The 11,827-nt window shown below is 66.4% G+C and carries 12 protein-coding genes; 4 read left to right on the top strand and 8 right to left on the bottom strand.

Annotated features, from left to right (window positions below; genetic code table 11):
- Together QOD90_RS27130 and map are read right to left on the bottom strand one after the other, a co-directional pair.
- A partial coding sequence (locus QOD90_RS27130) for a nucleotide-binding protein (protein WP_526354924.1) occupies positions 1 to 199 on the bottom strand: 199 nt, incomplete at its 3' end.
- Between the two features lie 47 nt (positions 200 to 246).
- Positions 247 to 1,107, bottom strand: a complete 861-nt coding sequence (map, locus tag QOD90_RS27125; RefSeq protein WP_526354920.1) for a type I methionyl aminopeptidase — start codon at positions 1,105 to 1,107, stop codon at positions 247 to 249.
- 113 nt (positions 1,108 to 1,220) lie between these two features.
- Between map and QOD90_RS27120 the strand changes: the two genes are divergently transcribed.
- Complete coding sequence (locus QOD90_RS27120; protein WP_526354918.1) at positions 1,221 to 1,604, top strand: PaaI family thioesterase; 384 nt, start codon at positions 1,221 to 1,223, stop codon at positions 1,602 to 1,604.
- Here the strand turns inward: QOD90_RS27120 and QOD90_RS27115 are convergent.
- The 6 genes from QOD90_RS27115 to dxr form a co-directional block, all read right to left on the bottom strand.
- On the bottom strand, positions 1,601 to 2,212 hold the full coding sequence (locus QOD90_RS27115; RefSeq protein ID WP_526354916.1) for a DUF1707 domain-containing protein: 612 nt from the start codon (positions 2,210 to 2,212) through the stop codon (positions 1,601 to 1,603). The genes QOD90_RS27120 and QOD90_RS27115 overlap by 4 nt on opposite strands.
- 26 nt (positions 2,213 to 2,238) lie before the next feature.
- On the bottom strand, positions 2,239 to 4,062 hold the full coding sequence (locus tag QOD90_RS27110; RefSeq protein ID WP_526354914.1) for a penicillin-binding transpeptidase domain-containing protein: 1,824 nt from the start codon (positions 4,060 to 4,062) through the stop codon (positions 2,239 to 2,241).
- Positions 4,063 to 4,125: 63 nt separating this feature from the next.
- The gene (locus QOD90_RS27105; protein ID WP_526354912.1) at positions 4,126 to 4,980 is read right to left on the bottom strand and encodes a GNAT family N-acetyltransferase; all 855 of its coding nucleotides are present in this window, start codon (positions 4,978 to 4,980) and stop codon (positions 4,126 to 4,128) included.
- Between the two features lie 69 nt (positions 4,981 to 5,049).
- Positions 5,050 to 6,213 carry a flavodoxin-dependent (E)-4-hydroxy-3-methylbut-2-enyl-diphosphate synthase gene (gene ispG, locus QOD90_RS27100; protein ID WP_526354910.1) on the bottom strand — a complete coding sequence of 388 codons (1,164 nt, stop codon included), beginning with the start codon at positions 6,211 to 6,213 and terminating at the stop codon, positions 5,050 to 5,052.
- A gap of 19 nt (positions 6,214 to 6,232) precedes the next feature.
- Positions 6,233 to 7,462 (bottom strand): M50 family metallopeptidase, encoded by a 1,230-nt coding sequence (locus QOD90_RS27095; protein WP_526354908.1) that lies wholly within the window; start codon positions 7,460 to 7,462, stop codon positions 6,233 to 6,235.
- Positions 7,459 to 8,637 (bottom strand): 1-deoxy-D-xylulose-5-phosphate reductoisomerase, encoded by a 1,179-nt coding sequence (dxr, locus tag QOD90_RS27090; protein ID WP_526354922.1) that lies wholly within the window; start codon positions 8,635 to 8,637, stop codon positions 7,459 to 7,461. Before dxr ends, QOD90_RS27095 begins: the two co-directional genes overlap by 4 nt.
- A 214-nt stretch (positions 8,638 to 8,851) precedes the next feature.
- Here dxr and QOD90_RS27085 point away from each other — a divergent pair, with 214 nt between their 5' ends.
- The 3 genes from QOD90_RS27085 to QOD90_RS27075 all read left to right on the top strand — a co-directional run.
- A complete protein-coding gene (locus QOD90_RS27085) occupies positions 8,852 to 9,538 on the top strand; it encodes a fasciclin domain-containing protein (RefSeq protein ID WP_526354906.1) in 687 nt (228 codons plus the stop codon).
- A 74-nt stretch (positions 9,539 to 9,612) separates the two neighbouring features.
- The gene (locus QOD90_RS27080; RefSeq protein ID WP_526354904.1) at positions 9,613 to 10,224 is read left to right on the top strand and encodes a fasciclin domain-containing protein; all 612 of its coding nucleotides are present in this window, start codon (positions 9,613 to 9,615) and stop codon (positions 10,222 to 10,224) included.
- 157 nt (positions 10,225 to 10,381) lie between these two features.
- The coding region (locus QOD90_RS27075; RefSeq protein ID WP_526354902.1) for a cytochrome c biogenesis protein/redoxin at positions 10,382 to 11,827 on the top strand (1,446 nt) is incomplete at its 3' end.

The following is an 11,827-nucleotide window of genomic DNA, read 5'->3' as shown; positions in this document are numbered from 1 at the left end:
CACCGCCAGGTTTGAGCAGAATCGGGTTGAACCGCACGCTTGGCTCAAGTCCCGCCGCCCGCGCCTGCATGGCCTGGGCTCGGCCGATCTCGCCGCCTTCGATCGTCACCGCCGAGTTGTTGGACATATTCTGCGCCTTGAACGGCGCCACGCGAATGCCCTTGCGCGCCAAGAGCCGGCAGAGGCCCGCGACGACCATCGACTTGCCCGCGTCGGACGTGGTGCCTGCGATCAGCAGCGCGCCGCTCACCCGGCGAGCGTCAGGATCTCGGCGCCGTCGTCGGTGACCACCAGGGTGTGCTCGAACTGCGCCGTCCACTTCTTGTCGACCGTGGCGACCGTCCAGCCGTCGTCCCAGATCTCGTAGTCCAGCGCACCGAGGTTGATCATCGGTTCGATCGTGAACGTCATGCCCGGTTCGATGACGGTGTCGATCGCAGGCTGGTCGTAGTGCAGCACCACCAGACCGTTGTGGAACGTGGTGCCGATTCCGTGGCCGGTGAAGTCACGAACGACGTTGTAGCCGAAGCGGTTTGCGTAGGCCTCGATGACCCGGCCGACGACCGACAGCTGACGGCCCGGCTTGACGGCCTTGATCGCGCGCATGGTCGCCTCGTGGGTGCGCTCGACCAGCAGGCGGTGCTCCTCGGCGACGTCACCCGCCAGGAAGGTGGCATTGGTGTCGCCGTGCACCCCATCGAGGTAGGCGGTCACGTCGATGTTGACGATGTCGCCGTCCTCGACGACCGTCGAGTCGGGGATGCCGTGGCAGATGATCTCGTTGAGCGACGTGCAGCAGGACTTGGGAAAGCCCTTGTAGCCCAGCGTCGACGGGTAGGCCCCGTGGTCGACCATGTAGTCGTGGGCGATTCGGTCCAGTTCATCGGTGGTGACACCCGGGGCGACCGCCTTGCCCGCCTCGGCGAGGGCGTTGGCCGCAATGCGCCCGGCGACGCGCATCTTCTCGATGACCTCGGGCGTCTGCACCCACGGTTCGGTGCCTTCGCGGACAGTCGGCTTCCAGGCGTACTCGGGACGCGGTATCGACTTGGGCACCGGCAGCGTCGGGGACAGCTCGCCGGGGCGAAGTGCGGTACGAACTTCCATCCTGCCAGCGTAACTGCTACTGGACGGCCGTTCTCGGGTCGCCGGCCGAGACGCTGAAGCAGGGCTGTGAGAAGCGGGCTCTTGCAAAGCGGTAATGGTGTTACCGTACGGCGGTGATCGAAGAGGAACACCTGCTGAGACAGCTGGGCATGCGGGATGTCGAGGAGACCGCCGAGCGCATGGTCATCGAGATGGACAACCGGCCGAACCTGGTCAACGTCCGCGGTGCGCTGCAGGGCGGACTGGTGGCCACTCTGATCGACATCGCCGCAGGACGGTTGGCCGGCAACGCCTCGGGGGCGGGCAACGACGTCACCACCGCCGACATGAACGTGCACTACCTTGCGCCGATCATCGAGGGACCCGCCCGCGCTGTCGCGACCGTCGTGCGCGCCGGGCGCAGGCTGATCGTCACGTCGGTCGACGTCTTCGACGTCGGCAGAGACCGGCTTGCGGCGCGGGCGACGCTGACGTTCGCGGTGCTCGAGGCTCGCTAGCCGCGTCGGAAGCGACCCAGCGCGGCGCGGCGCGGCCCGCGGATGTCGACCGAGCCACAGACACTGCGCCCGGTCAGGATGACGTGCGGCGATCCCTCCGCCGGCGCGTCCTTGCGATGATCGCGCGCACTCCCGACGACCACCTCGACGTCGTCGATCGATGCGCTGGCCCCATCGGGCAGCCGGATGTCCACCGAACCGAACTTCACGTCGAGTTCGATGACCACGATCGGCCCGGCGAACCGCGCCTTCGTCAGATCGAGATCGATGGACCCCATCCGCCGCACCAACGACAATCTGGTCGGCACGATCCACTCACCCTGGCGCCTGAGCGAGCCAAGCACACCGCGGAGTTCCACCCGGTCGGTCGCCGTCGTGACGATCGCGCCGGGCCCCGGCAGGTCCTCGACGAGCGCGGCGAGCTCGGAGTGAAGGCGGGCCAGCGACACGGCAATCGACCGCTCCTCGAACTCGTCGATGTCGATCAGTCCTAGCGCCACCGCGTTGTGCAGTCGGCGCAGCGTGCCGTTGCGGTCGGCATCCGAAATGCGCAGTACTAGGGCTTCTCCGCCGGCGTCAGGGCCGATACCCGAGTTGATGCTGGTCATTGCTTGCCCTCCTGCGACCAGATTACTCAGGCCAGGTAGTCGGCGGGCATTCCGTTCAGCATGTCCTTGCACATCCGCACGGCGTACTCCGAGCTGCCGCCACCGACGATGAGCGCCGCGAAGGCGAGGTCGCCGCGGTAGCCGGCGAACCAGGCGTGCGAGCCACCGTCGAATTCGGCCTCCCCCGTCTTGCCTCGGACGTCACCGCTGCCGTTCAGGTCCTTCGCGGTGCCGTTCGTGACGACCAGCTGCATCATCGGCCGCAGGCCGTCGATCATCTTCGGCGTGATGGTCGGGGTGTCACCCGAGACCTCGGTGTGCCTGCCCTCGATCAGCTGTGGCACGGGCGTCTTCCCGGCGGCCACGGTCGCGGCCGCCAGTGCCATGCCGAACGGACTGACCAGTACCCGGCCCTGGCCGAAACCGTCCTCCGTGCGCTCGGTGAGATTGACCGTTGGCGGCACTGATCCGGTCACCGTCGTGATCCCGTCGACCACGTAGTCGGTCCCGATGCCGTACTGGGCGGCGGCAGTCGTCAGCCCGCGTGGGGGCATCCGGCTCGCCAGCTCGGCGAACGTCGTGTTGCACGAATTTGCGAACGCGCGCGACATGGGCACCGTGCCGAGGTCGAACCCGCCGTAGTTGGGGATCGTCCGCTGCCCGATGTCGATGTGACCGGGGCAGCCCAGAAGGGTGTTGGGCGTTGCCATGTCGCGGTCGATGGCCGCACCCGCGGTGACGATCTTGAACGTCGACCCCGGCGGGTAGAGGCCCGTGGTGGCCGCAGGTCCGTCCGCGTCGGCGGCGGCGTTCTGGGCGACCGCCAGGATCTCACCGGTGGACGGCTTGATCGCCACGATCATGGCCTTCTTGCCGACCATGTTGACGGCATCCTGGGCGGCGTCCTGAACGGCGCGATCAAGGCTGATCGTCACCGAAGGTGCTGGCGCACCCGGAGTTTCGTCGAGCACGTCGACGTCGCCACCGTTCTGGTTGACGCTGACGACCCGCCAGCCCGCCTGTCCGTCGAGCTGGTCGACGACCGACTTCTTCACCTGGTTGACGATGTCCGGCGCGAAGCGGTCGTCGGTCGCCAGCAGTTCGGCGTGGGGGGTGATGACGACACCGGGCAGGCCACCGATCGCGGGTGCCACCGCATCACGGTCGGCCTGGCGCAACGTGATGAGGTCCAGCGGCTTCGCCGACGAGCTCGCCGTCTCGGCGAGTCGCTGAGCATCCATGCCTGGGTCGAACCGCCGCAGGGTATCGGCGACGGCAGTCGCGGTCGGCATGAGGTTGGCACCGGCCGCCTTCGCATCGAGCGAGTAGTTGTACAGGTAGCCCGGACGCAGCACGTCGCTGCCGCCGCGCTCGTTCACCGACGCGCGGGGCGGCGCATCCGCACGCAACGCGAACGTCTGATTCTCACCGAGATTCGGATGCAATCCCGTTGCACTCCAGCGCACTTCCCAACGCCCCTCCTCGCGGACCATGTTGAGCTGACCGTCGTAGGTCCAAGTGCGATTCTTGGGAAGGTGCCACGTGTAGCGGTAGGCGATGCTGCCGGTGTCCTCGGCGTACTTCGAGCCGAGAATCTGAGCATCGAGCCCCTTGGCCTGAAGGCCCGCCCATGCTTCGTTGAGCGCCGCCCTCGCGACGGTGGGGCGGTCACTGAGGTCGGCGGCGGCGCCCGTGTCCCCCTTGGCGAGAGCGGTGAAGAACGCGGTCGCCACCGGTTCTGGACCGTTCGGCTTGGGCGTACAGGCAGTGAGTCCGCCGGCCGCCGCCACGACGACGAGGACCGACAGGAGCCCAGTGACTCGTGATGCGGATGAGGTTCGTGATGCCATTGGGGCTGATGTTAGGAGCGTCGGTACCGCATTCCGGGGAGGCGCACCGAGATTGAATCGTGATCAGTCGAGCAGCACGGTCGCAAACATGCCGACCTGGCTGAATCCGATCCGGTCGTACGTCGCACGCGCAACGGTGTTGTAGCCGTTCACGTAGAGGCTCGCGGTGCGGCCACTGCGGACGACCGCGCCGGCGAGAGTGGCAGTGCCAGCGGCCCCGAGTCCCCTACCCCGCCACTCGGGATGGACCCACACGCCCTGGATCTGCCCGACCGCGGGTGACTGCGAGCCGACTTCTGCCTTGAACACGACCTGGCCGTGTTCGAACCGCGCCCACGCCCGGCCCGCGGTGATCAGGCCAGCGACCCGACGTCGGTAACCGCGGCCGCCGTCGCCCATTCGGGGGTCGACGCCCACCTCACCGATGAACATGTCGACCGCCGCCACCAGATAGGCGTCGAGTTCTTCGATGCGCACGGGGCGGACGTCCGGATCGATCGGGCACTGCGGGGGGTGTGCAAGGGCCATCAGCGGTTGGTGCTCCCGCACGTCACGCGCTGGGCCCCAAGCCCTTTCGAGGCGTTGCCACATGGGCATGACCAGTTCGGTGCGGCCGACCAATGACGAACATCGTCGGGCGGTGCTCATCGCCTTGTCCGCGAAGGCGGCCAGATCGTCGACCTCACCGCGCAACGGGATCAGGTTCGCACCGGCAAAGCACAGCGAGTCGCTGGGGCGGCGCCGCGTCCACATCTCGCCGCCGATCGCCGTCGGGTCGACGCCATGGTCGGCAACCCGCGACGCGACCATGCAAGAGCCCACGGGATCCTCGTCGAGGACACGGCGCACGATGACGGCGTCACGCACCACTGTGACGCGTCGCTCGTCGGCGAGCCGAAACAGTGGAGGAGCGGACATCTGGTCCTTCTAACGCGCGGTCTTTTCTACAACGTTCCAGCGGCGGTGACCCCGCTCACAGGGTCATGCTCAGCTTACGGTCACAACGGGCGCGCCGCTGACATCCTCTGAAGCGCGGTCTTCGCCGATTTCGGCCGCAAGGCGCATCGCTTCTTCGATCAACGTCTCGACGATCATCTGCTCCGGCACCGTCTTGATCACCTCGCCGCGGACGAAGATCTGGCCCTTGCCGTTGCCCGAGGCGACGCCGAGGTCGGCCTCGCGCGCCTCACCCGGGCCGTTGACGACGCACCCCATGACGGCGACACGCAGTGGCACGTCGAGGCCCTCGAGTCCGGCGGAGACCTCGTTGGCCAGTTTGTAGACGTCGACCTGGGCCCGCCCGCAGGACGGGCACGACACGATCTCCAGGCCACGCGGACGCAGATTGAGCGACTCCAAGATCTGGGTACCGACCTTGATCTCCTCCACCGGCGGAGCCGACAGCGAGACCCTGATGGTGTCCCCGATGCCCTTGGCCAGCAACGCCCCAAACGCGACCGCCGACTTGATGGTGCCTTGGAACGCCGGGCCGGCTTCGGTGACGCCGAGGTGCAGGGGGTAGTCGCATTGCGCGGCCAGCTGCTCGTAGGCGGCAACCATGATCACCGGATCGTTGTGCTTGACACTGATCTTGATGTCGCCGAAGCCGTGTTCCTCGAACAGCGAGGCCTCCCAAAGCGCCGACTCGACCAACGCCTCCGGGGTCGCCTTGCCGTACTTCTTCATCATCCGGGCATCGAGGGAGCCGGCGTTGACACCGATGCGAATTGGGATGCCTGCGTCACCGGCAGCCTTCGCGACCTCCTTGACGCGGCCGTCGAACTCCTTGATGTTGCCGGGGTTGACGCGAACTGCCGCGCAGCCCGCATCGATGGCGGCGAAGATGTACTTCGGCTGGAAGTGGATGTCGGCGATCACCGGGATCTGGCTCTTCTTGGCGATCACCGACAGCGCATCGGCGTCCTCCTGCCGGGGGCAGGCCACCCGCACGATGTCGCAGCCGGACGCGGTCAGTTCGGCGATCTGCTGCAGCGTCGCGTTGATGTCGTGAGTCTTGGTGGTGCACATCGACTGCACGGCGATGGGGTAGTTACTCCCAACCCCGACGTCGCGGACCATGAGTTGGCGCGTCTTGCGGCGCGGGGCCAACGTCGGCGGCGGCGGTGCCGGCAAACCCAAACCGACGGTCATGATGACTTCTTTCTAACGGCTATTGGAACAGCCTGATCGGATTGACCAGGTCAGCGGTAACGGTCAAGATCATGTAGCCGCCAACGACGACGAGTACGGCGTAGGTGGCGGGCATCAACTTGAGGTAGTTCACCGGGCCGGCGGCGACCTTGCCGCGCGCCGACCGAATCATATTGCGGATCTTCTCGTACACGGCAATCGCGATGTGGCCGCCGTCGAAGGGCAGCAGCGGCAACAGGTTGATCGCGCCGAGCACGAAGTTCAGCTGGGCCAAGAAGAACCAGAACGCCACCCACAGTCCCGCGTCGACGGTGTCGCCACCGATGATGCTGGCGCCGACGACGCTGATCGGCGTCTCCGGGTCTCGTTCACCACCGCCGATGGAATGCCACAGCGCGCCGATCTTGGTCGGGATCTTGGCCAGCGACTTGCCGAGTTCGACCATCAGGTCGCCGGTGAAGGCGACCGTCGCGGGCACGGCGGACAACGGGTTGTACTGCGTCGGCCCGAACTGGGCGGCCGCGATGCCGACGGCTCCCACCTCCGACGGGGCGCCATTGCCGTCCTTGGTCCAACGCTGGACCTTGGTGGCGTCCACGGTGGTGGTGAACTCGGTGATCCGACCGTTCTCGGTGCGCTCCACGACGAACGGCGTGGGCGCGTTGAGCTTGCGGACGGCGGCAACCATCTCGTCGAAGTTCTTCACGTCGGTGTTGCCGACCTTGACGACCGTGTCGCCCGCCTTGATGCCTGCCAGCGCGGCAGGTCCTGGACCGGTGCAGTCGCCCAGCTTGCCTTTCGTGACTTCTGGTGCCACACACGCCGTTTCGCCGACGATGGCGGTGGTCGGCGGATGCAGGTTGGGTAGTCCCCACACGACGGCGACGCCATAGAGGAGGACCAGGCCGATGACGAAGTTCGCGCCTGGGCCCGCGAAGAGCACCGCGACGCGCTTCCACACCTTCTGGCGAAACATGGCGTACGGGCGGTCCTCCGGTGCGAGTTCGTCCACCGACGTCATCCCGGCGATGTCGCAGAACCCGCCAAGGGGAACGGCCTTGACGCCGTACTCGGTGTAACCGAGCTTGTTCGGGCGCATGGTCGACCACACCGTGGGGCCGAACCCGACGAAGTAACGACGCACCTTCATCCCCGTGGCGCGCGCCACCCACATGTGCCCACATTCGTGCAGCGCCACCGACACCAAGATGGCCAGCGCGAACAGCACAATGCCCAGTACGAACATCATCGGGTTCCTACGACCTCCTGTGCTGCCTTCTCGACGCCGCGTGCGGCCCTGGCCCTGGCCCAGTCCTGCGCGTCCAGTACGTCATCCACGGTAGCCGGTTCTCCTGACCACTGGTCGGCACCGCGCAGCACCTCGCCGATGATTCGGACGATCGCGGGGAAACGGATCCGTCCGTCGAGGAACGCTGCGGCCGCCTCCTCGTTGGCTGCGTTGTAGACCGCGGTCAGGCAACCGCCCCGGGTTCCGGCGTCCCTGGCCAGCGCCACGGCCGGGAAGACTTCGTCGTTCAACGGTTCGAAATCCCAGGTGGACGCCGTGGTGAAGTCGCACGGCAGTGCCGCCCCCGGAACCCGCGCGGGCCAACCGAGCGCCAACGCGATGGGAAGCCTCATGTCCGGCGGGCTGGCCTGAGCGATGGTGGACCCGTCGAAGAACGTGACCATCGAGTGCACGATCGACTGCGGGTGGACGACGACGTCGATCCGGTCGTAGGGAATGCCGAACAAGAGGTGCGTCTCGATCAACTCGAGACCCTTGTTGACCAACGATGCCGAGTTAAGTGTGTTCATCGGGCCCATCGACCACGTGGGATGGGCACCGGCCTGTTCGGGGGTGACGTCCTCGAGGTCGGCGGCCGCCCACCCGCGGAACGGGCCACCCGACGCCGTCAGGACCAAGCGGGCAACCTCGTCGGCAGCACCGCCACGAAGACATTGCGCCAGCGCGGAGTGCTCGGAGTCCACCGGCACGATCTGGCCCGGCTTGGCCGCCTTCAACACCAGCGGGCCACCGGCGATCAGCGACTCCTTGTTGGCCAGCGCCAGCCGCGCACCCGATTCGAGGGCGGCCAGGGTCGGCCGCAGACCCAGTGCTCCGACCAGCGCATTGAGCACGACGTCGGCGGCGGTGTTCTCGACAAGTCGGGTGGCAGCGTCGGGCCCCACGTAGGTGACGTCACCGAGTCGATCGGCGGCGGCCGCCGAGGCGACGGCCACGTTGGTGACGCCGGTCTGCTCGCGTTGGCGGCCCAGCAGCTCGGGGTTGCCGCCACCTGCGGCCAGACCGACGACTTCGAACCTGTCTGGGTTCGCCGCGATGACCTCGAGTGCCTGGGTTCCGATGGAACCGGTGCTGCCCAGGACCAGTACGCGCAAGCGCCCCTGCCCTCCGGACACATTCCCCCGGTCGCTGCGCTCCTGACCTCCGGAAGAACTCACCGAACCATTGTGCCCGCCGACGCGACCGGTGCCTATTCCCAGCGAACTCCCATCGAGTTGTGACGCGAATGTGACGTCCGGAGCTCGAGTCCATCCGTGATCGACATCACCGCGAATGCCCCTCGAGGACGGCGGCACGCGTCGTCTTGAGACACATTGGAGTGATGACGTCATGAATTCGACTCACAAGGCGCTTGCCGCAGCAGGACTGACCGCGGTCGCCATCCTCGGAACGTCCGCCTGTTCGAGTGACAAGGCGAGCGAAACCGCGAGTGGAGTGTCCAGCAGCGCCAGCAGCATCTCTTCCAGCGTGATGACCAGCACGTCGAGCGCGCCCGCCATGACCGGTGCCGCCGACCCGGCGGCCGACCTCGTCGGCACCGGCTGCGCCGGCTACGCCAAGCAGGTACCCGAGGGGCCGGGCTCGGTGACGGGCATGGCGCAGGATCCGGTCGCCACCGCCGCCTCCAACAACCCGATCCTCACCACCTTGACCGCTGCCGTCTCCGGCAAGCTCAACCCCGGCGTGAACCTGGTCGACACCCTCAACGGTGGCGAGTTCACCGTGATCGCGCCGACCGACGACGCGTTCGCCAAGATCGACGCGGCCACCCTTGAGAAGCTCAAGACCGACGCTCCCCTGCTGACGAGCATTCTCACCTACCACGTGATTCCCGGTCAGCTGAGCCCCGCTCAGGTCGCCGGTAAGCACAAGACGGTCGAGGGCGGCGAGGTCACCGTGACCGGTGCGGGCGAGGCGCTCAAGTTCGATGAGTCCGGTCTGGTCTGCGGTGGCGTCCATACGGCCAATGCGACCGTGTACATGGTCGACACCGTGATGATGCCGCCGGCCAAGTAATAAGCGCCACAACTGAATTCATTTCGTTTCTGTTATACCGACGTTTCTGTTAACCAACGTAGAAAGTTGATCCGATGAAGTTGAACGAAAAGATTACGAAGGGTGCCACCGGCGTCTCGATCGCAGCACTGGCCATCGCCGGACTGCTCGCATCGTCCGGCGTGGCCCAAGCCGATCCCGCGGCGGGCCTCGTCGGCTCCAGTTGCGCGGCCTACGCCAAGGAGGTGCCGACCGGACCCGGTTCGGTGCAAGGGATGTCGATGGATCCCGTCGCGGTGGCGGCGTCGAACAACCCCATGCTCACCACGCTGACCGCGGCGGTGTCCGGCCAGCTGAACCCCGACGTCAACCTCGTCGACACCCTCAACGGTGGCGAGTTCACCGTATTTGCTCCGACCGACGACGCGTTCGCCAAGATCGATCCGGCGACCATCGAGACGCTCAAGACCGATGCTCCCTTGCTGACGAGCATTCTGACCTACCACGTGATCCCGGGTCGGCTGAGTCCCGCGCAGGTCGTGGGCACGCACAAGACCGTCGAGGGTGGCGAGGTGACCGTGACCGGTAGCGGCGCCAACCTCAAGGTCAACGACGCGGGTCTGGTGTGCGGTGGCGTGCAGACCGCCAACGCCACGGTCTACATGATCGACACCGTACTGATGCCGCCAGCACCGCCGGCGATGTAACCAGCAACCTCTTCACCCAGGGCGGTCCGGCTTCGTGCCGGGCCGCCCTGTCACGTCCCGGCCGCTTCGACCCGAATCCCCACGAAAACCATTGACGGGTAATATTTCTCATGCCGTTCCACCCGATCCGGCGCAACCCTGACAACGAATAGAAGACATGCTCACACTGATCGCCATTGGCTTCCTCGGCGGCCTGATCACCGGTATCTCCCCGTGCATCCTGCCCGTGCTTCCGGTGATCTTCTTCTCCGGCACGCAAACTGCGCGGGACTCCGATGGCGGCGGGGTCGCCACCGAAGTGGCTCCCACGCGTGCGCAAACCTTGCGGCCGTACCTGGTGATCGCCGGCCTGGTGCTGAGCTTCAGCATCGTCACGCTGCTGGGCTCCGCCTTGCTGTCGCTGCTGCACCTGCCGCAGGACGCCGTCCGCTGGGTCGCCCTCGTCGCGCTGGTGGCCATCGGTCTCGGCCTGATCTTTCCGCAGTTCGAGGCGCTTCTCGAGAAGCCCTTCTCCAAGCTGCCGCAGAGGCAGTTCGGCAGCGGCAGGAGCGGTTTCGGGCTCGGGCTCGCCCTCGGCGTCCTGTACGTGCCGTGCGCGGGACCCGTTCTCGCCGCGATCGTCGTGGCAGGAGCCACCGGCACGATCGGGTTGAACACCATTGCGCTCACCCTGTCGTTCGCCGTCGGTGCCGCGTTGCCGCTGCTGTTCTTCGCACTCGCCGGTCGTCGGGTCGCCGAACGCGTTGCCGCCTTCCGCAACCGCCAGCGCCAAATCCGGGTCATCGCCGGCATCGTGACGATCCTGTTGGCGGTGGCACTCGTCTTCAATCTGCCCGCCGTGCTGCAACGCGCCATCCCCGACTACACCGGAACCCTGCAGGAGAAGGTCGGTGGCGACGAACAACTGCAGAAGCTCAACCTCGGCGGTCTGGTCAACGATCAGAACGCGCAGCTGTCGAACTGCTCCAACGGCGGCAAGGACCTCGAAAGTTGCGGCATCGCACCTGACATCAAGGGCATCACCAAGTGGTTGAACACCCCCGACGGCGCACCCATTGATCTGAAGTCGTTGCGGGGCAAGGTCGTCCTCATCGATTTCTGGGCGTACTCGTGCATCAACTGCCAGCGCGCCATCCCACACGTCGTCGGCTGGTACGACGCCTACCGGAGCAAGGGATTCGAAGTCATCGGTGTGCACTCCCCCGAATACGGATTCGAGAAGGTTGACACGAACGTCGCCAGCGGCGCCGCCGATCTGAAGATCCAGTACCCGATCGCGCTGGACAACAGCCTGGCGACCTGGACCAACTACCGCAATCGGTACTGGCCAGCCGAATACCTCATCGACGCTACGGGCACCGTCCGCCACGTCAAGTTCGGCGAGGGTGACTACGACGTCACGGAAAGCCTGATCCGTCAACTACTCTCGGACGCCAACAAGGACGTCGACCTGCCGCCGGCTACCGAGGGACAGGACACCACCCCGACGTCACCGACGACCCCCGAGACGTACTTCAGCGTCGGCAAGGTGGTGAACTACGCCGGGCAGGGCATCTACGACCAGGGCGAGGCGACGTTCGCATTGCCTGCCCAACTCGGCGAC

The organism is Mycobacterium sp. (genome assembly GCF_032161845.1).
In the GTDB taxonomy this organism is placed as follows: domain Bacteria; phylum Actinomycetota; class Actinomycetes; order Mycobacteriales; family Mycobacteriaceae; genus Mycobacterium.
The sequence above is the reverse complement of the archived record's forward strand: the minus strand, read 5'-3'. Positions and strand labels throughout refer to the sequence as shown.